The 24,779-nt window shown below is 50.3% G+C and carries 27 protein-coding genes, 8 tRNA genes and 1 riboswitch; of the genes, 29 read left to right on the top strand and 6 right to left on the bottom strand.

Annotated features, from left to right (window positions below; genetic code table 11):
- The first annotated feature begins 36 nt into the window (after positions 1-36).
- On the top strand, positions 37-612 hold the full coding sequence (locus tag DXH47_RS02005) for a sugar O-acetyltransferase (protein ID WP_129031402.1): 576 nt from the start codon (positions 37-39) through the stop codon (positions 610-612).
- 109 nt (positions 613-721) lie between these two features.
- Here DXH47_RS02005 and DXH47_RS02000 read toward each other — a convergent pair whose 3' ends face one another.
- Positions 722-910: a hypothetical protein gene (locus DXH47_RS02000; protein WP_129031401.1), complete on the bottom strand. Its 189-nt coding sequence runs from the start codon at positions 908-910 to the stop codon at positions 722-724.
- A 134-nt stretch (positions 911-1,044) separates the two neighbouring features.
- Here DXH47_RS02000 and DXH47_RS01995 point away from each other — a divergent pair, with 134 nt between their 5' ends.
- The 5 genes from DXH47_RS01995 (at position 1,045) to DXH47_RS01975 (ending at position 4,283) form a co-directional block, all read left to right on the top strand.
- Positions 1,045-1,362 carry a glycine cleavage system H protein (lipoate-binding) gene (locus DXH47_RS01995; RefSeq protein ID WP_129031400.1) on the top strand — a complete coding sequence of 106 codons (318 nt, stop codon included), beginning with the start codon at positions 1,045-1,047 and terminating at the stop codon, positions 1,360-1,362.
- A 15-nt stretch (positions 1,363-1,377) separates the two neighbouring features.
- The gene (locus DXH47_RS01990; RefSeq protein ID WP_129031399.1) at positions 1,378-2,268 is read left to right on the top strand and encodes an RluA family pseudouridine synthase; all 891 of its coding nucleotides are present in this window, start codon (positions 1,378-1,380) and stop codon (positions 2,266-2,268) included.
- A gap of 13 nt (positions 2,269-2,281) precedes the next feature.
- A complete protein-coding gene (locus DXH47_RS01985) occupies positions 2,282-3,022 on the top strand; it encodes a DUF1003 domain-containing protein (protein WP_129031398.1) in 741 nt (246 codons plus the stop codon).
- A 228-nt stretch (positions 3,023-3,250) separates the two neighbouring features.
- Positions 3,251-3,790, top strand: a complete 540-nt coding sequence (locus tag DXH47_RS01980) for a GNAT family N-acetyltransferase (RefSeq protein WP_170954928.1) — start codon at positions 3,251-3,253, stop codon at positions 3,788-3,790.
- Positions 3,791-3,887: 97 nt separating this feature from the next.
- Positions 3,888-4,283: a hypothetical protein gene (locus tag DXH47_RS01975; RefSeq protein WP_129031396.1), complete on the top strand. Its 396-nt coding sequence runs from the start codon at positions 3,888-3,890 to the stop codon at positions 4,281-4,283.
- Between the two features lie 79 nt (positions 4,284-4,362).
- Here DXH47_RS01975 and DXH47_RS01970 read toward each other — a convergent pair whose 3' ends face one another.
- Positions 4,363-4,695 (bottom strand): AzlD domain-containing protein, encoded by a 333-nt coding sequence (locus DXH47_RS01970; RefSeq protein ID WP_129031395.1) that lies wholly within the window; start codon positions 4,693-4,695, stop codon positions 4,363-4,365.
- Positions 4,686-5,390, bottom strand: coding sequence for an AzlC family ABC transporter permease (locus DXH47_RS01965; RefSeq protein WP_129031394.1), 705 nt, complete (start codon positions 5,388-5,390; stop codon positions 4,686-4,688). The genes DXH47_RS01970 and DXH47_RS01965 overlap by 10 nt, the downstream gene beginning before the upstream one ends.
- Before the next feature lie 311 nt (positions 5,391-5,701).
- On the opposite strand from DXH47_RS01965, the gene DXH47_RS01960 reads away from it, so the two are divergent.
- Complete coding sequence (locus DXH47_RS01960) at positions 5,702-5,941, top strand: MerR family transcriptional regulator (RefSeq protein ID WP_129031393.1); 240 nt, start codon at positions 5,702-5,704, stop codon at positions 5,939-5,941.
- 150 nt (positions 5,942-6,091) lie between these two features.
- On the opposite strand, the gene DXH47_RS01955 is transcribed toward DXH47_RS01960, so the two are convergent.
- Positions 6,092-6,814: a DUF4811 domain-containing protein gene (locus tag DXH47_RS01955; RefSeq protein ID WP_129031392.1), complete on the bottom strand. Its 723-nt coding sequence runs from the start codon at positions 6,812-6,814 to the stop codon at positions 6,092-6,094.
- Complete coding sequence (locus tag DXH47_RS01950; protein ID WP_129031391.1) at positions 6,811-8,301, bottom strand: MDR family MFS transporter; 1,491 nt, start codon at positions 8,299-8,301, stop codon at positions 6,811-6,813. The genes DXH47_RS01955 and DXH47_RS01950 overlap by 4 nt, the downstream gene beginning before the upstream one ends.
- Positions 8,302-8,505: 204 nt before the next feature.
- Between DXH47_RS01950 and DXH47_RS01945 the strand changes: the two genes are divergently transcribed.
- The 8 genes from DXH47_RS01945 to DXH47_RS01910 all read left to right on the top strand — a co-directional run bounded on the left by DXH47_RS01945 (position 8,506) and on the right by DXH47_RS01910 (position 14,409).
- Positions 8,506-8,949 carry a MerR family transcriptional regulator gene (locus DXH47_RS01945; protein WP_170954923.1) on the top strand — a complete coding sequence of 148 codons (444 nt, stop codon included), beginning with the start codon at positions 8,506-8,508 and terminating at the stop codon, positions 8,947-8,949.
- A 511-nt stretch (positions 8,950-9,460) separates the two neighbouring features.
- Positions 9,461-10,021, top strand: a complete 561-nt coding sequence (locus DXH47_RS01940; RefSeq protein ID WP_129031390.1) for a GNAT family N-acetyltransferase — start codon at positions 9,461-9,463, stop codon at positions 10,019-10,021.
- Positions 10,022-10,111: 90 nt separating this feature from the next.
- Positions 10,112-10,471, top strand: coding sequence for an MmcQ/YjbR family DNA-binding protein (locus DXH47_RS01935; RefSeq protein WP_129031389.1), 360 nt, complete (start codon positions 10,112-10,114; stop codon positions 10,469-10,471).
- A gap of 192 nt (positions 10,472-10,663) precedes the next feature.
- The gene (locus DXH47_RS01930) at positions 10,664-11,563 is read left to right on the top strand and encodes a cation diffusion facilitator family transporter (RefSeq protein WP_129031388.1); all 900 of its coding nucleotides are present in this window, start codon (positions 10,664-10,666) and stop codon (positions 11,561-11,563) included.
- Positions 11,564-11,623: 60 nt separating this feature from the next.
- Positions 11,624-12,271: a metal-dependent transcriptional regulator gene (locus DXH47_RS01925; protein WP_129031387.1), complete on the top strand. Its 648-nt coding sequence runs from the start codon at positions 11,624-11,626 to the stop codon at positions 12,269-12,271.
- Between the two features lie 142 nt (positions 12,272-12,413).
- Positions 12,414-13,169, top strand: a complete 756-nt coding sequence (locus DXH47_RS01920; protein WP_129031386.1) for a threonine/serine exporter family protein — start codon at positions 12,414-12,416, stop codon at positions 13,167-13,169.
- A gap of 17 nt (positions 13,170-13,186) precedes the next feature.
- Entirely contained in the window at positions 13,187-13,630 is a 444-nt protein-coding gene (locus DXH47_RS01915) for a threonine/serine exporter family protein (RefSeq protein WP_404820000.1), read from the top strand.
- 110 nt (positions 13,631-13,740) lie between these two features.
- Complete coding sequence (locus DXH47_RS01910; RefSeq protein WP_129031384.1) at positions 13,741-14,409, top strand: phosphatase PAP2 family protein; 669 nt, start codon at positions 13,741-13,743, stop codon at positions 14,407-14,409.
- A gap of 92 nt (positions 14,410-14,501) precedes the next feature.
- On the opposite strand, the gene DXH47_RS01905 is transcribed toward DXH47_RS01910, so the two are convergent.
- Entirely contained in the window at positions 14,502-15,290 is a 789-nt protein-coding gene (locus DXH47_RS01905; protein ID WP_129031383.1) for an alpha/beta hydrolase, read from the bottom strand.
- A 116-nt stretch (positions 15,291-15,406) separates the two neighbouring features.
- On the opposite strand from DXH47_RS01905, the gene DXH47_RS01900 reads away from it, so the two are divergent.
- From DXH47_RS01900 to DXH47_RS01835, 14 genes are all read left to right on the top strand, one after another.
- Complete coding sequence (locus DXH47_RS01900; RefSeq protein ID WP_129031382.1) at positions 15,407-15,946, top strand: GNAT family N-acetyltransferase; 540 nt, start codon at positions 15,407-15,409, stop codon at positions 15,944-15,946.
- Positions 15,947-15,998: 52 nt separating this feature from the next.
- A riboswitch (Lysine riboswitch) is annotated at positions 15,999-16,178 on the top strand.
- A 119-nt stretch (positions 16,179-16,297) separates the two neighbouring features.
- Positions 16,298-17,803 carry an amino acid permease gene (locus tag DXH47_RS01895; protein ID WP_404819998.1) on the top strand — a complete coding sequence of 502 codons (1,506 nt, stop codon included), beginning with the start codon at positions 16,298-16,300 and terminating at the stop codon, positions 17,801-17,803.
- Positions 17,804-18,023: 220 nt separating this feature from the next.
- Positions 18,024-18,656, top strand: a complete 633-nt coding sequence (locus tag DXH47_RS01890) for a deoxynucleoside kinase (protein ID WP_129031381.1) — start codon at positions 18,024-18,026, stop codon at positions 18,654-18,656.
- 285 nt (positions 18,657-18,941) lie between these two features.
- Positions 18,942-20,213: a serine--tRNA ligase gene (serS, locus tag DXH47_RS01885; RefSeq protein ID WP_129031380.1), complete on the top strand. Its 1,272-nt coding sequence runs from the start codon at positions 18,942-18,944 to the stop codon at positions 20,211-20,213.
- A 426-nt stretch (positions 20,214-20,639) separates the two neighbouring features.
- Positions 20,640-20,712: transfer RNA gene (locus tag DXH47_RS01880), tRNA-Val, on the top strand.
- A gap of 37 nt (positions 20,713-20,749) precedes the next feature.
- A tRNA-Leu gene (locus DXH47_RS01875) sits at positions 20,750-20,831 on the top strand.
- Positions 20,832-20,866: 35 nt separating this feature from the next.
- Positions 20,867-20,939, top strand: a tRNA-Thr gene (locus DXH47_RS01870).
- Positions 20,940-20,965: 26 nt separating this feature from the next.
- Positions 20,966-21,037 (top strand) — tRNA-Gly (locus DXH47_RS01865).
- A gap of 11 nt (positions 21,038-21,048) precedes the next feature.
- Positions 21,049-21,134, top strand: a tRNA-Leu gene (locus DXH47_RS01860).
- A gap of 20 nt (positions 21,135-21,154) precedes the next feature.
- Positions 21,155-21,228 (top strand) — tRNA-Arg (locus DXH47_RS01855).
- 36 nt (positions 21,229-21,264) lie between these two features.
- A tRNA-Pro gene (locus DXH47_RS01850) sits at positions 21,265-21,338 on the top strand.
- Positions 21,339-21,385: 47 nt separating this feature from the next.
- A tRNA-Pro gene (locus tag DXH47_RS01845) sits at positions 21,386-21,459 on the top strand.
- 253 nt (positions 21,460-21,712) lie between these two features.
- A complete protein-coding gene (locus DXH47_RS01840) occupies positions 21,713-22,180 on the top strand; it encodes a CtsR family transcriptional regulator (protein ID WP_129031379.1) in 468 nt (155 codons plus the stop codon).
- Positions 22,181-22,197: 17 nt separating this feature from the next.
- The gene (locus DXH47_RS01835) at positions 22,198-24,684 is read left to right on the top strand and encodes an ATP-dependent Clp protease ATP-binding subunit (RefSeq protein ID WP_129031378.1); all 2,487 of its coding nucleotides are present in this window, start codon (positions 22,198-22,200) and stop codon (positions 24,682-24,684) included.
- The last annotated feature ends 95 nt before the right edge of the window (positions 24,685-24,779 follow it).

The raw sequence follows: 24,779 nt of genomic DNA, 5'->3' as shown, positions 1-24,779 counted from the left end.
GGTCATCGTGGATAGAATTGAATTGGAGGAGAGCCAATGGCAAGGACGGAAAAAGAAAAGATGCTTGCGGGCAACGAACTGTTTGACGTATACGACGCAGAGCTGGTGGCCGAACGGGCCGCTGCCCGTCAGCAACTTGAGGCATTTAACGCACTAGGTGAAACAGACCCGCAGCGTAGTCAGCAATTGATTCGCCAGTTATTTGGCGCGACCGGGGATGCTGTTAGCGTGCACGCGACGTTTCGGTGTGATTACGGATACAATATTTACGTGGGCGACGACTTCTTTGCTAACTACGATTGTGTGATGCTTGACGTGGCGCACATTCGCATTGGTAAGCATTGTTTGTTAGGGCCCAAGGTCCAGCTCTATTCAGTCAATCATCCGGCAGAACCCAAACTTCGCCGGAACGGTGCAATGGGGATTGGGAAACCCATCACACTGGGTGATGACGTCTGGGTCGGTGGTGGTGCCATTATTTGCCCCGGTGTGACGTTAGGGAATAATGTGATTGTAGGAGTCGGTAGCGTGGTGACGAAATCATTCGGTGATAATGTGGTAATCGCTGGGAGCCCCGCTCGCATTATTGAGACCCTCGACCCGAAACTTTAGTCTTTCCTCTGATAATAGGTAGAAACTGAATTCACTTTACAAAATGAGCGCCTCAAGAAATAATTTTCCTGAGGCGCTCATTTGTGATTAAAGTGACTTGAATTTTAGCTTAGGAAAAGAAGATCCAACTGCCCATTTCCATGACGCACACACTGGCGACTAAATACAGGCGGGACAAGAAACGTCCATCAACTTCAGTCTTCATTTTGGGCATTAATTTGGCCAGGACGAAGATGAAGAAGATGACCCCAATCACCATAATCAACGTTCCGGTCAGCATGTTTTTCCCACTCAACATGTTAACTCCCCCTTTTATAATTGGCTTCATTATACCCGTTTTGCCGTAAAAAGGGGAGATTTATTTCCCGCCGAATGCGGGGCTATGGTAAACTATAGGGGACTTAGACGCAACAGATAAAGGGGCGTGACGAGATGATTGATCGGTTGGAAACAAGCGCGGATGCCTTATGGTTAACCCCTCAGGCACCGGGAGTCGTACGGTTAGGTTTTGCGGATCATGGCCGTCAATTGGTGGGACCTGTTCAGCGGTTGACTTGGCAAACGCAAACGGGGCACGTTCGCCTCGGCGACCCTTTTTTGCTGGTCACGGGGTCCAAAGACACCCTGATGTTGCGTTTCCCGTTAGCGGGACGCATTAAACGGATTAACGCGGCGTTAGTTGACCATCCAGACCGGCTCGATACCCATAATGACGCGTTGGACTGGATGGTTGAGTTAGACGATGAGTAAGAAGGGATTTAAGCAATGAAATTATCTTGGCCCGTGACGGCCCCCGTCACTAGTTTAAAACGATTTTTAAGCCAACAAGGCATCAGTCACCGGGGATTCAGCGATTTAAAACACCGGGGAATCATCTGGGTCAACGGGCAAAACGTGGCCCCCGATGTCCAACTCGCAGTTGGCGATGAAGTGACCGTGATTCTGCCGCCGGAACTGGCTGACCCGGCCGTGGCTAGCAGTTCCGGCCCGCTACACGTCCTGTTTAGTAACCGAGATTGGGTCATCGTGGACAAACCAGCGGGATTAAACGTGGTTCCGGGGCCGGCAAACCGTAAAGATACCCTGGTTAATCGGCTCAAGGGCGCTTGGCAAGCCGAAAATGCCGAAAACCAAGTTCCTCATATTTTGACCCGTTTGGACCGCTTCACAAGTGGATTGGTCTGGGTTGCGCGGCACCGTTTGGCTAATAGTTTGGCTAGTCAGCTACAGGCTGCTAAGCAGGTGGATAAGCGTTATTTGGCTTTGGTCAGTGGTCAGCTCACTGACGACCACGATATGATTGATGCGCCGTTAGCGCCAGATCCGGCGGGCTATAATCAGTTGGTCTCGCCGGCGGGCAAACCTGCGCGTACGGAATACTGGGTCGAAGAACGCTTGCCCCAAGCAACGTTGGTGCGCGTACAGCTACATACGGGGCGGACACACCAGATTCGCGCCCACTTTGCATCGATTGGTCACCCACTGGTGGGGGATCAATTATATGATGGCCCACTATTAGCTGGTGCCACGCATCAGGCGTTGCATGCGGCCAGTTTGACGTTTACGGACCCGTTTACTCAGGAACCACGTCAATTTACTAGTTCGCTACCAGCGGATTGGCAAACGTTGTTGCAGACGTTACGGGTCCAAGGATAAGGAGGGACGCGAGATGACGACAACGGGAGCAGACTTGACTTGTTTGGTCGATCACCAACCGGTGACGCTGGAGAATGGGTTACAGCTCGCCGAACTCGATACCAATTTACGGAATCGAATCAAACGCGATTATCCGAAGGCAAAGGTGACGGATTATATTTGCGGTCATCACCTCTTGAAGTATCGGTTGGAGCGGGTCGATGCGATGATCAACGCGGACTTGAAGCAAACGAAGAAGATTAACCATAAGTTGACTCGGGCTTTACAAAGCGACGATTACGATATTATTGATGTGAACGAAGTCTTAACCAAGAGTTTAACTTTTGGCCAACGAGTCTCCGATGGGGTTGCCCGGTTTGGCGGTTCCTGGAGCTTTATCGGTATTTTCATGTTCGTGCTTTTGGGGTGGATGCTCGTCAACGGCCTGCACCTTTTTGGGGTCAACTTTGACAACTACCCCTACATTCTGTTAAATTTAGTACTCAGCTGTGTGGCCGCGGTTCAGGCGCCCATCATTATGATGAGTCAGAATCGTTCGGCGGACCGGGATCGGATGATGGCCGAGAACGACTACCATGTCAATTTGAAGTCCGAGCATGAATTGCGACTACTGCACGCCAAGGTGGATCATTTGGCGCAGAACCAGGTGCCCCATACTATGGAAATTGAACGCTTCCAGTTAGAGATCTTAGGCGAGATTCGCCAAGAATTAGCAGAACTACGGGCGACACCTAAAACGCCGCCAAAACCGTAACGTGAAGGGAGTTTCAACATGCGTACTTGGGTAACCATGAGTACTTTGTTCGTTGTAGGCTTGATTTTTGGCCACCACGTAGCAAGTTACACGGGTCATTAGACCATTAGCATATTCGTTGACAATTTAGTAATCCTTCGTTAGTCTAGTGACATAACTAGAAATGGAGGATTTTTTGTGATAATACGAAAAGCTCAACCGACGGATGCGCCCCAGATAGCCCCGTTGATGAACTTAATCTATGATGAGATGGCATTGACCGACCTCGAGGATGTTCCGGGCCCCGACTTATTGCAGGTCATCACGGCAGCCTACCGCACCCCAACTTATTTGTCGGGAGCGGCGACTACGGTGGTGGCCGAGGCCAATGGCCAAGTGGTCGGGGCAGCGTTTGGCTACCCCGGCGATCAAGAGGAAGTCGTGGACGACGTCATGGCCGATTTGACCGCTAAGAGTGCGGCCTTTGAGGTGCCTTACGAGGCTGAACAAGAGACGACCCCGGGTGAATGGTACCTAGATTCACTCGCTGTGGACCCGCACTATCAGGGGCATGGTATCGGTCGGCGACTGTTGCAGGCGTTACCGCAATACGCTAAGCAAGACCAGGAAACGGTCATTGGGTTGAACGTCGACCGGGAAAATCCGGGAGCGTTTCGCCTGTATGATCGGATGGGGTATCAGGTCACGGGGACCCAGATGATTGGGGACCATACCTATGACCACATGCAACTCCCCATCGGGAAGCTTGCTCACGTCATGGATGCGTAATCAAACAGAAATCCTGGTAGTCTGGAGCGAGGGTTCCAGACTATTTTTTAATCACTATTAATTTAATCCCGCGCGACGGGAAAGCGAGGAGTTTACCATGAAAGATCAATTACAGTTAGGCGACGACGAATTTGGCCAGATGATGATGGTGTTAAAAGAACCTGTTACCCAAGCCAACCATAAGGAATTTAAGTTTTTGGATGGCGAGATGCAAGAAATCGCCCCCGATATTTGGGCGATGCCCGCTTACATGACGGAAGATGATGATTTTACGATGTTCTTCTTAACCACGCAAATTGAGTCGGGAGAGACCGTGGTGGCCTTTGCGACGGGCAACTTACAGGGAACTGATTTTCGGCTCAGTGAACCCATGATTACGGGGACCGGGTTAAACCAGTTGAACGTTGATCACCCAGACCGGGCCAAGCGCGTGTTGAAATTTTTGAACGACATCTCGCGAGCCGACGAAGGTAGCTGGCGGATGGTCGATTAACTCTGATTAATTGTTAGCGAATATAAAAGCGCCAGGAATCCGGTCAATGACCAGGTTCTTGGCGCTTTTTGGACGGCGCTCAACCCCAGTTGAAGTAGCGAATGACCGCCATCGCCATGATCCCGACGACCACCACGGCTAACAGACTCTTCGTCAGAATGCCAGCTAGTGTGGCGGGGATAGCCGCGTAAAGGTTGGCCCAATCAATCGTAGCCCAGTGGCCCGCGTGAGCAATAAAAAGGCCCTGGCAACATAAAGCGGTCATAATGGTAATAGGGACAAAGGTTAGAAAGTCAATGACGCCTGCCGGCAATTGTAAGCGTTTTACAAAAACGAAGGGTAACGTGCGTGACAGGAGGGTGACCACGCCACACCCCAGAATGACCCAGAGTTCAAAAAGAGTTAGTGACATTTTTTCAGCTCCATTCCAAAAAAACAACCGAGAATCGTGGCAATCAGCAAGGCCAAATTGGCACTGGTGAACCGTAAACTTATGTAGTAGATTAACGCAACAAAGATCATGACTAGAAGCTGGCGGGTGAGCCCTAAGTGTTTATCACTGATCAGCTGGAGGTAGACCAAGCCGATAAACATGGCGGTTAACGCAAAATCAAAGCCGAACTGCGTCGGGTTTTGAATGAAGCTTCCTAGAACAGCGCCCAAAATGGTGGCTACGCCCCAGACTAGGTAGGCGACCACGTTAGCGGCGGATTGCCAGGCGAAGCTGAGGTGGCCCTCTGTCCGGTTACGTTTGTTCATGGCTAATGCAAAGGTTTCGTCGGTGACTAAGCTCCCAATCAACAGGTTTTTGGTCAACGACTCGTGACGAAAGGCTTGGGCCAGACTGGTACTCATGAGAATCATCCGGGAGTTAACCAGAAACGTGGAGAGCATGATGGCCGACAGGGGATCGTGAGCGACGAGCATACTAGCAATGATGAATTGGGCGGACCCGGCGTAGACGATAAAGGATAGCCCCGCCACCATTAAGAGGCTTAAGTGGCTGGTGTTCGCGACGATACCGAAAGCGAGCCCTACCCCGATATAGCCAAAAACGGTGGGTAAAACGTCCTTCAGACCGGCACGAAAAGAAAGCTCAGGAGTCATATAACCAACTTCTTTCTGCGACAGAATAGGCGAAACGACTCGGTGATTGGGTCGTTTCTTCGCCGCCCAAAGAGACGTGTCGAGTAATCAAGGACAGGCTAAAAAAACCTAGCTGGCGGCGCCGAATGGGGGTAATATAAAATCGTTAATAACCAGTGTAGAACAGTGTTGTGGCAAGGTAAAGGGGCAATTTGAATCACCGCCCAAAAGGAGAGTAAAAAAAGTGTTTAGAAAGGGTTGCATTTTGGTAAAGGTGGCTGTATGATACTCTCATCAGTTAGAAAAGAACGCAAGAAAGTGGGGTAGTGACGATGAAGATGAACTTGACTGAATTGGCGCGTTCGGCGCAGGTGGATGAAACTCGTGTGGAAGAATACGTCAAGAACGGACTGTTAGGTTCCAACCATTCAACAACGGAATTTGATGATTCCGATCTGTATTGGATCGATATGATTCAATGCTTTCAGGACAATGGGACGTCTTTGAGTGACTTATCCGGTTTAATGCCGCGCTGTCGGCAAGCCCAGTCCAAGATGACGCAATTAAGCTAAACGGTAGATATTACCGTACCACGAAAGAAGCGCGCTGCGACCTTTGGGTCCTAGCGCGCTTCTTTTTCAATTCATAACTATAATTAGTGCATTATCAAAAAGCGCCTCACCAGTTTAGTTTGGTGAGGCGCTTTTTTACTTCTATTCTGCTTAGTTCTTAACGCGTTGAATCAATTGTTGCGTGGCCTTAGCCTGGTAAGCGGCAGTGGCCTGTTTAGTGAGTTTTTGTTGTTGGGCCTGGCTCATAGTCGGGTCCTTGGTCATTGCGGCCGTGACTTGTTTTTTCACGTAAGCCGTAGCGGCCTTTTTTTGTTTGGCTTGGTAGCTCTTCGACTTGGCTAACTTTTGGAGCTTTTTAGCCTGCGTCGTGCTGAGCGTTTCCCAGTTGTGTTTCAGGTAAATCGTGTTGGTTTCCTTAACGAGTTGATGGCCATTATCGGCCCAACCGAACCAGAACTTCATGGCGCCACTACGATACTCGCGGTAGGTCTTTTGCGTCACGATGCGGTTGCGACCGGACGTTTTTTTGACCACGTTATGGGTAGTCAATTTAGCGGTTGTATGACTGGTCTTTTTGGCATCGGCACTGGTCTTATAAACGTAGACGCGGTGCTTATCGGCTGTTCCGACAGACTTGTATAACATCAATGGCATCTGTTTCGATGGCGATGCGGAGTAGATCCGCGTGGTCTTAGTTGTGGTAACGTTGTGCATTCCGAAGTGATCGTGGTCATTTTTAATGAGGAACACGATACTGGTGATGAGGCTCAAGACCATTACGACAGTTAAGCTATTAGCCAGCCAGCGCTTGGTGATGTAGACATAGCAAACGAAGGCGAGAACCGCCGATAAAACTAATGTGACTAGAATCATGATGCGGCACCTCCTTGTTGAGCATCGTCATCGGCAAGATGGATGGAGTGTTCCCGGTTGCCCTTTAAGAACAAGGCGACGACGAATGCAACCAAACTCAGGCCGATGGCAATCCAGAAGGCAGCATGGTAACCCGAGACGGTCGCGTTGATGGCTTTATCCGCGTAGGCTAACGGGTTGGTCGTCATCATGTGCTTAGCTGGCGTCTGGCCATTGGTCACGTTGGTCAAGACACTGACCATAATGGCGGTCCCCACGGAACTGGCTACTTGTCGTTGCGTGTTGTTGACCGCGGTCCCGTGACTGATCATGTTCATCGGCAGGGCGTTCATCCCGGCCGTAGTAGCAGGCATCAAGACCATGGCAATCCCAAACATCCGGATAGCGTAAAGTACCACGATGTAGATGGTGGCCGTATCTTTAGTAATCCAGGCAAATGGGAGCGTTCCAATCGTTAAGAGGAACAGACCCATGGTTGCCAAACGTTTGGCGCCAAAGCGGTCGAAGGCACGACCGGTGATGGGACTCATAATCCCCATCATCAGCGCCCCGGCCAATAGCGTCAGCCCGGAGTGGAAAGCGGACATGCCTTTGACCATTTGCAGGTACAGTGGGATGACCATTTCGACCCCAACCATGGCCATCATGACCACGGAACTTAAAATTGCGGCGACCGTGAATTCCTTGGATTTGTAAACCCGGAAGTTCAAGAACGGGTCGTCCATGGTCAATTGCCGCCAGATGAACAGGGCAACTAGAATGGCTCCGATAATCAAGGTGCTTAAGACGATGGTACTGCCCCAGCCGTCGTCCCCGACGGAGGAGAACCCGTAAAGCATGCTGCCGAACCCAGCCGTGGAAAGAACCACGGATAAGAGATCCAGTGGTGATTTACGCGTGTCCAAGACGCTACGCATAATCCAGAAGCTGGCAATGATGACGACGGCGACGATTGGGATGATCATCCCAAATAAGTCCCGCCAAGAGCCGTTATCAATGACCCACCCAGATAAGGTCGGCCCAATCGCAGGCGCTAGGCCAATGACGATTCCGGCAAGCCCCATGGCGGTTCCTCGCTTGTTAGCGGGGAAGATGGTCAGCATCATCGTTTGTAAGAGCGGCATGGAGACCCCGACGCCGACGGCCTGAATCAGCCGGCCAGCCAGTAACATCGGGAAACTCAATGCGGTCCAGCAAAGTAACGTTCCGGCCAAGAAGATGGACATGGCCCCAATGTAGAGCCATTTGGAACTAATCGTGTTGATGAGCCAGGCACTCACGGGAATCATAATCCCGTTGACCAACAAGAAACCGGTCGTGAGCCACTGGACTGTGGACGTTGAAACATCGAAGGCCTTCATTAAAGTCGGGAAGGCGGTCGCTAAAATGGTTTGATTCAGAACGGTACAGAACGAGCCCACTAACAGGAGGATGACAAGTAGCCCCCGGTTGTAGGCGTTACCGTTGGTATCAATTGCTTTTCCCAATTCAATTCCCTCTTTTATGCTAAAAATTATATCTGGAACAACTATACGCAGACCACCCGTTTTTGTCAACTAACTTGACATATATTTCATAAAATATATACTGATTGGAGAAAAACAAACATCGATATTAAATTCGCTTACAAAATTCACAACCGCTTTCATTCATGATAAGCGGCCGACAGACAGAATAGGTGGTGCTTCAACATGGTGAAAGACGACATGGCTAATCTCATGAAAAAGATTCCCATTGAAAGTGTGACGCTGGGGATTGGTGACGTCGCACGGGCAACGGGGGTGGCGCAAAGTAAACTGCGGTACTGGGAAAGCAAGGGCTACATTAAGAATCACGCGGTCACGGATAAAAGTAATCGTAAGTTTACCTATAAGACAGTTCTGCAAGTTCAGCTCATCAAGAGTTTTTTAGCGGACGGGTATACGTTGACCAGTGCTGTCGCTCGCGCGCAGAAACGGGCCATCTATTTAGACGCGCTACGGTCGTTTTTTGAGGACCGGTTCGCGCAGATGGACGTGGCGGATCACACAGCGACTATCGATTTAGGGCCGTTTGACCCGACGCCGTCCAAACACTTGATGGCCAAACGGACGGACCAGCAATGGCGGTTTTATTTAGCAACCCCGGAATCTTAGGCTTTTTGATTGTTTCTGATTTGGGAGCATGGTAGGCTTAAGAAAGCGGGGGAGTTACAAACCCGGGCAGTAAAGACCTTCGATGCTAATCGATCTTCTGGCTGGATTAGTAGACATTCATGTTGTTAACGTGTTGTGAAACCAGGCGAACAACCAAGAGTAATAGCGCGTTTATTTTTGCGCTGGACTACGCTAGCCCAAGCTAACGTAAGCGATCGTGATTGAAACGACGTGTTTTTGAAAATTGAACCGTTTTGATTTTCACTCGCCCCGTTTGCCTCCGCAGGCGCCGATTGAAGTTTAGAGGGTTCTTCAATCGGTGCTTTTTTATGCGCTAGTAACGGGGCAAATCCTTAAAAAATGAGAAAAAGATGAGGGGCCGAAAGCTTGATATGATAAGCTTTCGGCCCCTTTAATCGCTCACGTACTAAAAAGCGAAGCGGGAGTTGTTGCTTTTAGAAGAAGACGTGTTACTATAACAAAAATAAATTAATAAAGGATGGTGTGACACATGCTGTTACGACAAGCAACTATGGCTGATTTATCAGCAATCAAAGCGATTATTCAGGACGGACGTGACCAATTGGCGGCGCAAAACATTGACCAATGGCAGGGAACTTATCCGGAAACGACGGTCTTGGCGGACGATATTCGCCAAGGATGGACGGTTGTCTTGGAGGAAAATGACGAAATATTGGGTACGACGGCCATTATTCCGGGGATTGATCCCAGCTATCAGACCATCAGTGGCCAGTGGTTAACGCATGGTGCCAACTATCTGGCGATTCACCGGGTGGCTGTTTCGGCACATCACCGGGGCCACGGGTTAGCCGGTAAGTTGTTCCAACAGTTATTTGAATTGGTTGACCAAGTGAGTGAGATTGAGAGTATCCGGGTCGACACGCACCCGCAAAATCAGGCGATGCAGCACATTATTCAAAAGAACGGCTTCACCCCAACCGGAGAAATCGAACTGGTGGGAATGAGTTTGGACGGCGTTAAGGACTTGGCGTACGAACGGGTCACCACCCACGTGCGACCAGAACATCTTTTTCAACCAACGCCAGCTTAGCCAGCCACTAAAAAAACGGTCGTCACGGTTGAGAACCCCGCTAGAGTGGCGTATCATAAACGTTAATTGACACTAATAAGGGATGACGAGATGACGCGAGCAGAAGTCTTTCAGATTGTCGCAGACCAATACGGAACTGTCCCAGCCTATTTGTGGCGGAAGTATCCACACTATGCTGTTTTGCGGCACGCAGATGGTGGTAAGTGGTATGGTTTAGTGATGAACGTGACTCGGCAGACGTTGGGGCTGACCACTGGCCCCACGGACGTGGATATTCTGGTCGTCAAGGCCTTGCCAGAAGAGATTGATATCTTGAAACAAGGGGCGGGCTTCTTTCCCGCCTATCAGATGAACAAGACCAATTGGGTAACGGTGCGCTTAGCCGACCCGACGGCTGCGGCGCAAGTCCCCCAATTATTAGCTGAAAGTTTTCAATTAACCAGTCGTTAAGATCCAATCGAATGACGCCAAGTTGTCTGTAGGGATGGATAACTTGGCGTTTTTTGGCCCCAATCTGACTTGACCGGTTGGCCGTGAGCTCGCCGGCCGTTAGAAAAATAATCAGGTTCCCCTAAAACTGACTTTTCTTTCGACCAAAACTCTGCCATAATGGAGTCAGTTCGGTAACAGGGGGGTATTTTGATGGAACGGAAAGGGTTAACGGGCGGTCGTTTCTTGCTCGTAACCGTCTTAAATGTTGTCATTACCGTGTTTGAATTATTGGGTGGTCTCCTCTCGGGGAGTTTGTCATTACTTTCGGATGCTTTCCATAATCTTGGTGATGCGTTATCGGTGATTTTAAGTTACGTCGCCCATCGGGTGGGGGGACGACACCAAACGCGGCAAAATACCTTCGGTTATCGACGGGTAGAAATCTTAACGGCGTTACTCAACTCGGGGTTATTGATCCTGGTATCCCTAGGGTTGGGTGGTGAAGCCATTCACCGGTTGTTACGACCACAACCCGTGAAAGGTGATATTATGCTCTGGGTGGCCGTGATTAGTTTCGGGGCCAATTTGTTGTCCACGGTGTTATTGAACCGTGGGGCACAACATAATCTGAATATTCGGGCGACGTACTTGCATTTACTAAGCGATGCGTTAGCGTCAATCGGCGTGATTATCGGGGCGTTGCTGATTACCTTTTGGCAAATCAGTTGGGTCGACCCAGTGATTAGTTTATTAGTCGCCCTGTATATTATTTATGAATCGTGGCCGATTGTGAAACAGACCTTCGGTATTTTGATGGAGGGTGCTCCGGCGTTAGATTACGACGCAATTGCCAAAGATATCTGTGCTTTGCCTCAAATCGAAGGGGTACATCACTTGCACGCTTGGCAAATTGACGAAAATAATCTGGTCTTCTCCGTGCACGTGAATATGGCCGATCTGCCGTTGAGCCAGATTGAACCCGTTTATCGGCAGATTGAGGCCTTGCTGTGTCATAAATACGATGTGAATCACGTGACTATCCAGGCAGAATGTCATCGGGGCAAGGATGAATCCCTCTTTTACAAACAGAATGATTGGCGGCACGATTGACCTTGCGCCCGTGCCCGCCGTGTTGGATCAGGATTGAGACTTAGATGAGGTGAACAAAGTATGACTCCGATGAAGGAGGACTATTTAAAAATTATCTTTGAGCTAGGTGGCAAGCAAAAAAAGGTTTCGAACAAGCAAATTGCCATTAGCTTAAACATTGCAGCTGGCTCCGTGACCGAAATGGTCAACAAGATGGCAACCGAAGGCTTAGCGGAACATACCCCATATGCGGGAATTTCGCTGACTAGCAAGGGGATTCGGTTGGCAGAAGATTTAGTGCGGAAACACCGCATCTGGGAAGACTTTTTAGTGGAAAAGCTGGGGTATGAACTCCCGGACGTGCACGACGAAGCGGAAGTTCTGGAACACGTGACGAGTCCTAAATTGGTCAACTCGCTGGACGATATGTTGGGCCATCCGACTCATTGTCCCCACGGTGGTGTTATTCCCGATCGGTTTGGCCACTATCACGAAGACAGCCATACGGTACTCAACGATGCCAAGGACGGCAGCGTTGTCACCGTGGATCGCTTCATCGATAATCATGACCTATTGACCTATCTTGGGGATTTGAAGCTGGACATTGGTGACCAGTTGAAGATTGAAAAGCACGACCCCTTTGAGGGGCCGGTTACGGTCCGGAATTTGACCGACGATGCCGAATTAATCGTGAGTTATAAGGCGGCCCACTATATTTTCGTCAAGTAGGCTGTCATATGCAGAATTTAAAGAACGACCGTCTCAGGTGGGCCTGGGAACGGTCGTTTTTTACGATTGCGAGGATTGATGGTTTTAGTCAGGGAAGTGCCGGCGTATAATGAATGGAAAAATGAGTATCGGAGGAACCAGTATGGCTGTGAAGCGAAAACGCGATCAATTAATTTTGCATACAGCTCTGACCGCGGGGCGGATCATGATCGAAAATGGGTCGGAAATTGAACGGGTTGAGGACACCATGACCCGGATTGCCGTGAACGCCGGGGCGAAGACGAGTCAATTGTTCGTGATGATTACCGGAATTTTAATGTCACTGGATGGCGACGTCGGTGCACAGATTCAGCCCATCAAACGGCGGACCTTCGATCTGGAGAAAATTTCGGTGGTCAATGACTTATCGCGGCAGTTTGCGGAAAAAAAGATTACGTTGGCCGCTTTTGCCAACCGGTTGGACCATTTGGACGCGACAAGCAAGTATTTCCCGTTTTGGCTCCAATTACTGGCGTCTGCGCTGGTCAGTGGCCCCCTCGAGGTCGTGTTCCGGCACAATCTTCCTGATTTCTGGATTACCTGTGTTGTGGGGATGTTGGGGTGGAGTGTATTTTACGTGATTAGTAAGTACGTCCCGATTCGCTTCATGGCTGAGTTTGCCTCGGCGGTGACGATTGGCGTCTTGGCCGTCTGGAGCCAACACTTTGGCCTGGGAAACAGCGTGGACGATATCATCATCGGAAGTGTGATGCCGCTCGTCCCTGGGGTGCCCATCACCAACTCGGTCCGCGATATTTTGGCCGGTAATCTAGTTAGTGGGCCAGCTCGGGGAATTGAAGCGTTAGTCAGTGCAGCGGCCATCGGTTTTGGGATTGCCATGGTCCTGCAATTCTTGTAAGGAGGTGCCCCGTGTCGATACTCGAACTTGGAATTGAAGTGGCCGGAACCTATGTGGCCACCATTGCTTTTGGTATTCTACTGAACATCCCGCGCCGGGCGCTGAATCTTGGCGGCTGGGTCGGTGTGATCGGGTTTTTACTCTACCGTGGCATCGTCTTAGTCGGGGGTGGGTACGTCGTTGGCAATCTTCTGGGGGCCGTGTGGATCGGGTTGGCGTCTTTACAGGTCGCCCGTTGGAAACACATGCCGATGATCCTTTTTAACATCCCCGCGTTGGTGCCGTTAGTCCCTGGTGGCCAGGCCTACCAAATGATTAAATACTTTGCGCTGGGTCAAAATTCTACGGCGTTTACCTACCTGCTACAGGTGGTGATGATCTCGGGCTCGATTGCGTTCGGCTTTCTGCTATCTGAAATGGTCAATCGATTGCGGCAGCGTGGTTTACGGCGTCACCGGTAGCGGTTTAGAAAATTGTTAACCTTTAGATGCCTAGAAATTTATAGGCGGGGTGGTATACTCAAGGGCGTGGAGTTTTTCGAGACTAAAGTAAGACGAAAGGAATCTAACTTATGATGCTATTTAACCGGGATTGGGACCGCCCGTGGAAGTTCGGTCTAGCGACGATCCTCTTTTTGATTTTAGCGGTCTACATAAAGGCACAGAACGCGTACCTGGCGTTTCTAGATTCGTCCATTGTGGACGTGGTACAAAAGGAACAGCCCGATTGGAAGACACTGATGTACCGCAGCATTACCAGTCTGATGGAACCGAAGTTTTTGATCATCTGGACGGTAGTACTGGCCTTCTTTTTGTGGGGCTTCAAGTTCAAGATTCCCGCTTTGTGGTGCCTCGCGACCCTCATTGGGGGTGACGTCCTGGCGTTTTTGGTCAAAAACGTGATGCAACGGGACCGGCCATCCGGTCACTTGGCCGTTGATGATGGGTATAGCTTTCCCAGTGGGCACGTATTCGGGACGTTTCTGTTGATGGCGATGATCTGGTTGATTTTGATTCCCATGATTTCGTCGGCCTGGCGGGCGTGGTTGCTCCGAATCGTGATCATCTTGTGGGTCGCGTTGGTCATGATTTCGCGGGTCTACCTAAACGCCCATTTTCCGACCGATACGTTTGGATCGGTATTGCTGGCTTACCTGTGGTTACAGGTGAGTGAGGGGCTTTACCTGCGGTGGGCACCCAAAATAAAACACTGGCGATTGCTCCAAAAATCTGAAATTTAACGCTAAAAAAACGAAGTTCGTCCGTTAAGGCGAACTTCGTTTTTTTAAGCTAATTAATTGGCGTAGCGAATGGCCCGCCCTACAGTTATTGGTTAAAGTTCGGCCAGCCATTCCTGCGCTAACGCCAGCCAATGCGCCACGTGAGGCAGATTGGTACCCGGTTTCCAGGCCGTGACCTGATTGGCCAGGGCTAACCCGTGGGGACCGTGGTGGAAGACGTGTAACTCGGTGTCGATGCCTTGCTGGATGGAAGCCTGCGCGTAAGCCAAAGCGTTTTGCACGGGCACCAGAGGGTCGCTAGCCGTGACCCAGATAAAGGTCGGGGCGTTCTTCGTGGTGACTTGTTGGTCAGCCGCAATGCTGGCGGCGTTGGTGGTCCACTGAGCCAACGTTTCCTGGTCTTTGGGAAAGCCGGCTTTCGGGGTGATGACGGGGTAACCGAGAATCACCGCTTGGGGCCGGATGGCATCCGGAGTGGTGTGGGCCTGCACGTTAAAGTCGGTATCGGCCCAGCGGTCGTTAAAGAGGGCGACGATATGACCCCCTACGGAAAAGCCCGCGATGACGATACGTTGTGCATCGATTTGCCAAGTCGTAGCGTTTTGCCGGAGAACGGCCATACTCTGGGCCAATTCAATCACCGGTGCGGGCATTAGCGGCTGTTTTTCCGCGACAAAACTGTAACGTAAGAAAAAGGCCTGGTAGCCGATGGCACTCCAGGATAAGGCTAAATCCTCAGCTTGTTGTTCCGGAATGTGGGTATAGGAGCCACCCGGTACGATAATGATGGCCGGATAGGTCTGGTCGGGAGCGTCCTCACGCAGGTAGCCCTGCAGGTAGGCTGCCGAATCGTCCGCCAGGGTGTGCTTAATGATTTTCATTGAAAAATCCTCCCAGATAAGTCATGATAAATGGGGAGTCGGTAAACGCAAGCGACCCCTCAAATTACATTCATTGTACCGCAAATTAGGGGTGCTTGAAGAAAGAAGGCCCAGGGATGCCAGAAGAAATCACCACGGCGCGGTTACGGTTACGACCTTTACAGTTTACGGATCTGTCCCGGTATCAGGCTATCATTACGGACCCGCAGGTGGCGCGGCCCGCGGGGTTAGCGGCGCCATTGACTCCAGCACACGTGGCGGCGGGGTTACGCGCTGATATGCGTCAACCCGTGGCTTACGCGCTGACTGCTAAGACTGATGGTCGGTTTCTGGGGATGATTGTGGGGTATACCCATAGTGATGTCATGGGGGAACCCACCACTACGGCGGTAGATTTAGGTTATTTTTTGGCTCCGAATGAGTGGGGTCAGGGGCTGATGCCGGAAGCTTTACGGGGGCTGTTACTGGCTTTACGACAGGCGAATAGTCCAATCACCACGTTTTGGGCCACGAGTCAGGCCACGAATAAACGTTCCCAGGGAGTCTTAGTTAAATTAGCTTTCGCTTTAATTGACGATCACGTGATGGCCCCCAGTGCCGGTAATCTGACGTTAGAGCGGCATTTCCTCTATTGCTACCAGCAACCCAAATCATAAGCTTACATTTGGGGCTTGCAAAGTGATAGGGAGATGGGTATACTACGAAGTATCGAATAGAAGAGGCGCGATCAACATGAGTTGCTTTTCCGAGGTGGGCCACACCGATGACGGGAAGCGAAAGGGGCGATCGCCGAAATCTTAATCACCGACCGTGATTGGGGTTGGGTCCTGGTTGAATAAATCAGGGACTGTCGCAACCGAATAGGGGTTGCGGGGCGCTTTCAACGATATTGACTTGGATTTTAACTTCCAATCTCTTTCGTGAAGCCACTTTGCGAAAGAGATTTTTTAGTTCCTGCCTAGGTCGTTTCGAGAAGGTCCTTCTATATACAGAAGGAGGAAAATTTTATGGAACAAAGCATGTCAAACGCGACAACTAGTAAGGCTTCGGATTCGGTTAAGCGGGGCCTAAAGACGCGACACGTTTCCATGATCGCGTTAGGTGGCTGTATTGGGACGGGGTTATTTGTGGCCAGTGGGTCCGCGATTTCTTCGGCCGGCCCCGGGGGCGCGTTAGTGGCGTATACCGCTATGGGCCTAATGGTTTACTTCTTGATGACTAGTCTCGGCGAAATGGCCACGAACATGCCAATCTCCGGGTCGTTTGCGGCGTATTCCGCGAAGTATGTTGACCCAGCTTTGGGCTTTGCCATGGGGTGGAACTACTGGTTTAACTGGGCGATTACCGTGGCGGTCGATATCTCGACGGCGGCGTTAGTCATGAAGTTCTGGTTACCCGGCGTGCCCGGTTGGATTTGGAGCTTGGTTGCGTTGGTCTTAGTCTTTACGATTAACGCGTTATCGGTCCAGGCGTTCGGCGAGACCGAATTTTGGATGTCATTGATTAAGGTAGTCACCATCTTTATCTTCTTAGCGGTGGGGTTGTTAACCATCGTGGGGATCATGGGTGGTCATGCGACCGGCCTCAGCAACTTTACGTACAAGCAAGCCCCGTTCGTAGGTGGTTTTCCCGCTATTTTGAGCGTCTTCGTAGTTGCTGGGTTCTCGTTCCAGGGGACTGAATTGGTCGGCATCACGGCCGGCGAATCGGAAGATCCGTCGCACAGTGTCCCGAAGGCCATCAATCAGGTGTTCTGGCGGATTATTTTATTCTACATTTTAGCTATCTTTGTGATTGCCGCCGTCTTGCCTTACACGAGTCACGATTTACTGGGGTCATCGGCCTCTGACGTCGCTATCAGTCCTTTCACCTTGGTCTTCAAGCGGGCTGGGTTAGCCGCTGCGGCAAGTGTCATGAACGCGGTTATTCTGACGTCTGTCATTTCCGCGGCTAATTCGGGGATGTACGCTTCGACGCGGATGCTATACTCCTTGTCTAAGGAAGGCTACGCGCCTCGCTTCTTGGAACGGACCGGGAAGAACGGGATTCCATACCCGGCGCTGTTTGCGACGACCATCGTCGCGGCCTTAACCTTCTTCAGTAGTATTGCGGGGCCACAGATTTACATGTGGTTAGTTGCTGCTAGTGGGTTGACTGGGTTCATCGCGTGGTTCGGGATTGCGTTATCACACTTCCGCTTCCGGCGAGCATTCATTGCTCAGGGGCATAAGCTGTCTGAATTGAAGTACCATGCAAAGTGGTTCCCGTTTGGGCCGGTCTTAGCGCTGGTTCTGTGTATTGCTGTGATTGTGGGCCAGGACCCGCAGTCCTTCTTCTCCGGTAATTGGGAACAGGTCTTAGTGACCTATATCAGTGTACCGTTAGTCTTGATTCTGTATATTGGGTACAAGTTGAAGAAGCATACGAAGCTGATTCCACTGAGCAAGGTCGATGTGTCGCCGGTTCATCGTGACGGCACGTTGAAGGAAGACGCTAAGCCAGAAGAAGATTAACTTAAAAATTAGCAGATTATGCGAGTGGTCGTGTCGGCCGAAACGCCGATGCGGCCACTTTTTGTGGGGGTCCTTAGCCACATTGGGAAAAGTGGCCCCTGAGAAAAATCACCACGACATGTTGTCTTTTCCTAACCAGGTTGGTACAATATGTGGTGGTGTTTTTGGACGGAACGTTCAAAAATTGGAGAAACGGTTAAGGAAATAAAGGAGAGATAGCATGCTTGTATTATCGGGAACTATTGGGGCTGGCAAAACGAGCCTAACCAGTTTATTGGCTAAACACTTACAAAAACCAGCATTTTATGAATCGGTGGATGATAATAAAATCTTACCGTTATTCTATAAGGATCCCCAGAAGTATGCCTTCTTGCTCCAAATCTACTTTTTAAATAAACGGCTGGATAGCATCAAGGCCGCTAACGCTGATCCAGAAAGCGTGATGGACCGGTCAATCTTTGAAGATTCCCTGTTGTTCCATCTGAACGCGGACCTCGGCCGAGCGACCAACACGGAAGTTGATATTTACGACTCTTTGTTGCAAAACATGATGCAAGAATTACCAGAGGGGACTTACCAAAAGAACCCAGACCTGTTGATTCACATCAACATCTCGTTTGAGACCATGCTAGAACGCATCAAGAAGCGGGGGCGGTCGTACGAGCAGATTGCTAACGACCCGAGCCTATATGACTATTATAAGCAGTTAGACCAACGCTATACGGCTTGGTATGCTGACTACGACAAGTCGCCGAAGATGCAGATCAACGGGGATGAACTGGACTTTGTCGAGGATCCCAGTGCCCGGCAACAGGTCTTACACTTAATCGACGAGAAAATTGCGTCGCTCTAGGACTTGTTTCCTAACAAAAAGTGGGGTATGATAACGGTACTTCAAACACGAGGTGCCTAATCCTAGTAGACGACCAGAGAAGCGGGGAAAGCTGGAAACCGCGACGTCGAATCATTCCAGCACTAATCACGTGGGCGGGTAATGCCGCACGGTGCAAACCGTTATCATGTTCAAGGGTGTTATTGAGGCGACTTAATGACGAACTTGGGTGGTACCGCGAAGGTCTTCGTCCCATGTGACGGAGGCTTTTTTTGTACCATTTGATCAGTAGAAGGGAGAACTAAAATGTTAGATTTAAAGATGATTCGCCAAGAGACCGACATGGTCAAAGAAAAGTTGGCAACTCGCGGTATTCCGGCTAAGGAAATTGATGACTTATTGGCCTTAGATGCCAAACGGCGGGAATTGATTGCGAAGAGTGAGACCATGAAGGCCCAACGTAACCAGGTATCCGATGACATCTCTAAGATGAAGCGGGCGCACGAATCAGCTGACGACCAAATTGCCCAAATGCGACAAGTCAGTGCAGCCATCAAGCAAGCAGACGCCGAACTAGAAACGTTACAAACACAGGTTCACGATGCAGCGGCACAGTTGCCGAATATTCCTAACGATAACGTTCCGGTCGGTCTGGACGAAACAGGGAGTGTGGAAATCCGGAAGTGGGGCGAAAAGCCGAACTTGGACTTCACGCCGAAGGCCCACTATGAACTGGGTGAAGACTTGGACATCCTGGACTTCGAACGGGGAGCCAAGGTCTCTGGTAGCCGGTACCTTTACTATTTGGGTGCTGGGGCGCGCTTAGAACGGGCCGTGTACAACTTCTTCTTGGACCAAAACACCGCAGCGGGCTTTAAAGAAGTTCTGCCACCATACATCGTCAATGACGACTCGATGTACGGGACGGGGCAATTCCCGAAATTCAAGCAAGACGTTTACTCCTTGGAAGGCCAGGACATGACGTTGATTCCCACGGCCGAAGTTCCGTTGGTCAACTATTACCGTGATGAAGTCATCCCGGAAGAGAAGCTACCCGTCTGGTTTACGGCGTTAACGCCCGCTTTCCGGTCTGAGGCTGGGAGTGCCGGCCGAGACACCCGAGGGTTGATTCGGTTGCATCAGTTCAACAAGGTCGAAATGGTGAAGTTCTGTAAGCCGGAGGATTCTTGGAACGAATTGGAATCCTTAACGAAGCACGCTGAAATGTTGTTACAGAAGCTAGGCTTGGCCTACCATGTGATTACCCTGACTACCAGTGACATGAGCTTTACGGCGGCCATGACGCATGATCTGGAAGTTTGGTTCCCTGCACAACAAACGTACCGGGAAATCTCTAGCTGCTCCAACACGACGGATTTTCAAGCCCGGCGCGCGCATATCCAGTACCGAGATGAAAATGGTAAGCTCCAATACGTACACGCTTTAAATGGGTCTGGCTTAGCTGTCGGCCGGACTGTTGCGGCAATTCTGGAAAACTACCAAAACGAAGATGGTTCCATTACCGTTCCAGAAGTCTTAGTCCCTTACATGGGCGGAATGACAAAAATTACGAAGTAAGACAAGAGCTTAAGGGCTGCGGCGTGAGCCGCGGCCCTTTTGCCGTCTATTTAGGGCTCAGTTACGGGCAAATAACGAAAAAAGGGGGGGATTTAGAAGATGGTGCACAGTTTTTTGCAAAAAAATGCAAAAAAGGGGTAGCTTTTTTGCGATGGTTACGCTATGATATTAAATGTTGTTAAGGCAGTAGTTATTCAGCAAACGAATAATTATTCAAAAAGTTTTCAAAAATAAGTTGACAACATTTCCACGACATGGTAAATTGTAATAGTTGTCACGGCGATGTGAAAGTGACAAGCAACGGATTGAATTGAAGAACGGATATTTATTCAAAAACATTTCAAAAAGTTGTTGACAATTCCCGAATCAAATGTTACATTATAATAGTCGCTTCAAACGAGTTATCAAAAACTTGATTGAACATATGGAGGATTAGCTCAGTTGGGAGAGCGTCTGCCTTACAAGCAGAGGGTCACAGGTTCGAGCCCTGTATCCTCCATCGGGACTCCGGTTCCCAAGGGAACTATCGTCACTACGCAGGTGTGGCGGAACTGGCAGACGCGCTAGATTTAGGTTCTAGTGTCTTATGACGTGGGGGTTCGAGTCCCTTCACCTGCATTCATCATCGTAATTGCAAAATCTTAAATGATTTTGCCGACTTAGCTCAGTTGGCAGAGCATCTCACTAGTAATGAGGAGGTCGGAGGTTCGAATCCTCTAGTCGGCATGGCACCATTAATTGAATTTGCCAATGCGGAAGTAGTTCAGTGGTAGAACATCACCTTGCCATGGTGGGGGTCGCGGGTTCGAATCCCGTCTTCCGCTTTTGCCCTTTTGCCGGGGTGGCGGAATTGGCAGACGCACAGGACTTAAAATCCTGCGGTCAGTGATGACCGTACCGGTTCGATCCCGGTCCTCGGCATTTAACTTAATATTGACTATGCACCCATAGCGCAATTGGATAGAGTGTCTGACTACGAATCAGAAGGTTGTAGGTTCGACTCCTACTGGGTGCATTTTTGTCGCTTGTAAATCTAGTTTATGGGCAGACTCGGGAAGTAGCTCAGCTTGGTAGAGCACCTGGTTTGGGACCAGGGGGTCGCAGGTTCGAATCCTGTCTTCCCGATTAACCGGTGATTGCCGATTAATCAATAGCATAGTAAGGCTTATTATCGGGAAGTAGCTCAGCTTGGTAGAGCGCCACGTTCGGGACGTGGAGGTCGCAAGTTCGAATCTTGTCTTCCCGATTTTTTAGTCTTATAATTCAGAAAAGCCCCCTTAATCATTAATGTTATGCGTCAAGGCACCGACCTTCCATCGAATTGTTTGGAAGCCGGGGCCTTTTTTGGTATCATAGACTACCAGGGCAAAGCCCGTTTAGTCCGTTAAGTGGACCAGCGGGTAAGGATTAGTAAAGACTAATCCATTGCATTTTTATGGGAAGTTCGTATAATATTAGTCAACATTAGTCAAAAGAACTGCTGAAGGGGGATGCGAATAATGGAGAATCAAAATATTTCGGATATTATTGAAGCTTACCTCAAGCAGATTCTCGCCGAATCGCAAGAAGTTGAGATTCGGCGCTCGGAGATTGCGAATCAGTTCAATGTTGTGCCCTCACAGATTAACTACGTGATTAAGACGCGGTTTACGATTCAAGATGGGTACGTGGTTCGGAGTAAGCGTGGTGGCGGTGGCTATATTCGGATTGAGAAGGTCAAGTTACTGGATAACCTAGACTTTATCGACTCGTTGGTCACGGCTGTGGGTGATCGCATCACCCGCCACGATGGCTTGGCAGTGGTGCGCAGCCTATTTGAAGCGGGCACCATCAATCGCCGAGAGGCCAATATCATGTTAGCGGCCATTGACAAAACCGCAATCAATACTGGGAACCGTGATTTGGACGAACAGTTACGGGCGCGGATCTTAATCTCAGTTTTAGACCATTTACGTTACGAGAGTTAAGAAAGTGAGGAGTTGCAATGGATAACCTATTTACGCCAAGTGCTAAGAGCGTGTTAGTCTTAGCCCAAGAACAGGCAAAGTATTTTAAGCATCAAGCGGTGGGTACAGAACACTTGCTGCTGGCCCTCACCATTGAAAAAAACGGAATCGCCAACAAGGTCTTACAACAATTTTCTGTCAGCGACGATGATGTTCGTGAGGAAATTGAACGCTTTACGGGTTATGGCACTCTAGATAACACCGACAAGGACAGCTATTTACCGTACTCCCCGAAGGCTAAGGCGATGCTGGCCATTGCTGGTGACGAAGCGAAACGCTTAGGCGCCACCAAGATTGGGACGGAACACCTGTTATTAGCGCTGCTCAGTGACGAAACGATTCTGTCTTCACGGATCTTGAAGAACTTGAACGTGGAACTGACAACGGCACGTAAGGTCGTTCTGCGGAAGCTCGGAGTCACTGAGACACCTAAGCGGCGCAACGAGACCCGTTCTCGGCGCGGTCCGGCTCAAGGGACGCCAACGCTGGATTCCTTGGCCCGGGACCTGACCCAGTCGGCTCGTGACGGTAAAATGGATCCTACGGTGGGCCGTGACAAGGAAGTTAAGCGGGTCATCCAGATCCTGAGTCGGCGGACCAAGAACAACCCCGTCTTGATTGGGGAACCCGGCGTTGGGAAAACGGCGATTGCCGAAGGCCTGGCGCAACGGATCATCAAAGGTGACGTTCCGGAAGACATGCAACGCAAGCGGTTGATGATGCTCGATATGGGTTCATTGGTCGCAGGAACCAAGTACCGGGGCGAGTTTGAAGACCGCTTGAAGAAAGTTATTGAAGAAATTTACAATGATGGGCAAGTTATTCTGTTCATTGATGAACTGCACACCTTGATTGGTGCGGGAGGCGCAGAAGGTGCTATTGATGCATCGAACATCTTGAAGCCTGCCTTGGCTCGGGGTGAACTGCAAACCATCGGGGCCACGACGCTGGACGAATATCAAAAATACATTGAATCCGACGCAGCGTTGGAACGGCGGTTTGCGACGGTCCAAGTCGATGAACCAACGAGTGACGAAGCCTTGGAAATCTTGAAGGGGCTGCGGCCACGGTATGAAGACCACCATCACGTGAATATCACGGACGAAGCGTTGTCCCAGGCGGTCAAGTTGTCCGTTCGCTACATTAGTGATCGGTTCCTGCCTGATAAGGCTATCGATTTGATGGACGAAGCGTCAGCCAAGGTTCGTATCGACCAGATGGATAAACCAACGCCTGAAAGCAAATTGTCTCAGCAACTGACTCAGTTGGCTAAGGACAAGGATACAGCTATCGAACAACAAGACTTTGAAAAGGCAGCCCAACTGCGGACGGAAGAGATTACGTTGCGTAATAAGCTGGAGACGCGTAAGGCCAAAGTAGCGGCTGCTAAGCCGGATGAAGGCCAGCAATACCAGTTGGACGTTACGGGTGAGGACGTTGCCCAGGTCGTCGCAGAATGGACCGGTGTGCCGTTGACGCAGTTGAAGCAGACGGATGCCGAACGACTGGTCAACCTGGAAAAGATCTTGCACGAACGCGTTATTGGTCAAGAAGAAGCCGTTTCGGCGGTTGCCCGAGCGATTCGGCGGGCCCGTTCCGGGTTGAAAGACCCGAACCGGCCAATTGGGTCGTTTATGTTCCTGGGCCCAACCGGGGTCGGAAAGACTGAATTAGCCAAGGCTTTAGCGGCCGCGATGTTTGGTTCTGAAGACAACATGATTCGGGTCGATATGAGCGAATACATGGAGAAGTACTCCACGAGTCGTTTGATTGGGTCGGCCCCAGGTTATGTTGGGTACGACGAAGGTGGTCAGTTGACCGAAAAAGTACGGCAAAAGCCATACTCCGTCGTTCTCTTTGACGAAGTGGAAAAGGCGCACCCGGATGTCTTCAACCTATTATTGCAAGTCTTAGATGATGGGTATTTGACCGATTCCAAGGGTCGACGCATCGACTTCAGAAACACGATCTTGATCATGACATCAAACTTAGGGGCCACGAAGCTACGGGACGAAAAGACTGTGGGCTTTGGGGCTGAGAACGAAGCGAACGATTACCGGGCCATGGCGACGACGATTCGTCAGACCTTGAAGCAATCTTTCCGGCCAGAGTTCTTGAACCGAATCGATGAGACCGTCATTTTCCACGCCTTGAAGAAGCCTGAATTGCACCAGATCGTGAAGCTGATGGCGCAACGCATTACCAAGCGGGTGGCTGACCAAGACATTAAGTTGAAGTTCACGCCAGCAGCCTTGGATGCGGTGGCCCAAGCAGGTTATGACCCAGAGTACGGGGCCCGGCCGTTACGGCGGGCGTTGCAGACACAAGTCGAGGATAAGCTGAGTGAGGCTCTGTTATCGGGTGAGGTAAAACCACACGAACAGGTTACTATTGGAGCGACTCGCGGTAAGATTACGCTGAACTCTAAAGCATTGACGCCTCGGAAGGCCGTTACCAGCAAATAAGTAAGGATTAATCAGACACAACGAGAGCAGTGTGGTGGGTGTAAGCCTACTAACACTGCTCTTTTGGTCAGTGTTGAGGTGTGGTAAACTGACAT

The organism is Levilactobacillus suantsaii (genome assembly GCF_004115745.1).
Taxonomy (GTDB): domain Bacteria; phylum Bacillota; class Bacilli; order Lactobacillales; family Lactobacillaceae; genus Levilactobacillus; species Levilactobacillus suantsaii.
This window is presented reverse-complemented; position numbering and strand designations above follow the sequence as displayed.

Bases quoted from the DNA above. Each gene is read 5' to 3' on its own strand.
- DXH47_RS02005 (WP_129031402.1), top strand. From the start codon at position 37: ATGGCAAGGACGGAAAAAGAAAAGATGCTTGCGGGCAACGAACTGTTT.
- DXH47_RS02000 (WP_129031401.1), bottom strand. From the start codon at position 910: ATGTTGAGTGGGAAAAACATGCTGACCGGAACGTTGATTATGGTGATT.
- DXH47_RS01995 (WP_129031400.1), top strand. From the start codon at position 1,045: ATGATTGATCGGTTGGAAACAAGCGCGGATGCCTTATGGTTAACCCCT.
- DXH47_RS01990 (WP_129031399.1), top strand. From the start codon at position 1,378: ATGAAATTATCTTGGCCCGTGACGGCCCCCGTCACTAGTTTAAAACGA.
- DXH47_RS01985 (WP_129031398.1), top strand. From the start codon at position 2,282: ATGACGACAACGGGAGCAGACTTGACTTGTTTGGTCGATCACCAACCG.
- DXH47_RS01980 (WP_170954928.1), top strand. From the start codon at position 3,251: ATGAACTTAATCTATGATGAGATGGCATTGACCGACCTCGAGGATGTT.
- DXH47_RS01975 (WP_129031396.1), top strand. From the start codon at position 3,888: ATGAAAGATCAATTACAGTTAGGCGACGACGAATTTGGCCAGATGATG.
- DXH47_RS01970 (WP_129031395.1), bottom strand. From the start codon at position 4,695: ATGTCACTAACTCTTTTTGAACTCTGGGTCATTCTGGGGTGTGGCGTG.
- DXH47_RS01965 (WP_129031394.1), bottom strand. From the start codon at position 5,390: ATGACTCCTGAGCTTTCTTTTCGTGCCGGTCTGAAGGACGTTTTACCC.
- DXH47_RS01960 (WP_129031393.1), top strand. From the start codon at position 5,702: ATGAAGATGAACTTGACTGAATTGGCGCGTTCGGCGCAGGTGGATGAA.
- DXH47_RS01955 (WP_129031392.1), bottom strand. From the start codon at position 6,814: ATGATTCTAGTCACATTAGTTTTATCGGCGGTTCTCGCCTTCGTTTGC.
- DXH47_RS01945 (WP_170954923.1), top strand. From the start codon at position 8,506: ATGGTGAAAGACGACATGGCTAATCTCATGAAAAAGATTCCCATTGAA.
- DXH47_RS01940 (WP_129031390.1), top strand. From the start codon at position 9,461: ATGCTGTTACGACAAGCAACTATGGCTGATTTATCAGCAATCAAAGCG.
- DXH47_RS01935 (WP_129031389.1), top strand. From the start codon at position 10,112: ATGACGCGAGCAGAAGTCTTTCAGATTGTCGCAGACCAATACGGAACT.
- DXH47_RS01930 (WP_129031388.1), top strand. From the start codon at position 10,664: ATGGAACGGAAAGGGTTAACGGGCGGTCGTTTCTTGCTCGTAACCGTC.
- DXH47_RS01925 (WP_129031387.1), top strand. From the start codon at position 11,624: ATGACTCCGATGAAGGAGGACTATTTAAAAATTATCTTTGAGCTAGGT.
- DXH47_RS01920 (WP_129031386.1), top strand. From the start codon at position 12,414: ATGGCTGTGAAGCGAAAACGCGATCAATTAATTTTGCATACAGCTCTG.
- DXH47_RS01910 (WP_129031384.1), top strand. From the start codon at position 13,741: ATGATGCTATTTAACCGGGATTGGGACCGCCCGTGGAAGTTCGGTCTA.
- DXH47_RS01905 (WP_129031383.1), bottom strand. From the start codon at position 15,290: ATGAAAATCATTAAGCACACCCTGGCGGACGATTCGGCAGCCTACCTG.
- DXH47_RS01900 (WP_129031382.1), top strand. From the start codon at position 15,407: ATGCCAGAAGAAATCACCACGGCGCGGTTACGGTTACGACCTTTACAG.
- DXH47_RS01895 (WP_404819998.1), top strand. From the start codon at position 16,298: ATGGAACAAAGCATGTCAAACGCGACAACTAGTAAGGCTTCGGATTCG.
- DXH47_RS01890 (WP_129031381.1), top strand. From the start codon at position 18,024: ATGCTTGTATTATCGGGAACTATTGGGGCTGGCAAAACGAGCCTAACC.
- serS (WP_129031380.1), top strand. From the start codon at position 18,942: ATGTTAGATTTAAAGATGATTCGCCAAGAGACCGACATGGTCAAAGAA.
- DXH47_RS01840 (WP_129031379.1), top strand. From the start codon at position 21,713: ATGGAGAATCAAAATATTTCGGATATTATTGAAGCTTACCTCAAGCAG.
- DXH47_RS01835 (WP_129031378.1), top strand. From the start codon at position 22,198: ATGGATAACCTATTTACGCCAAGTGCTAAGAGCGTGTTAGTCTTAGCC.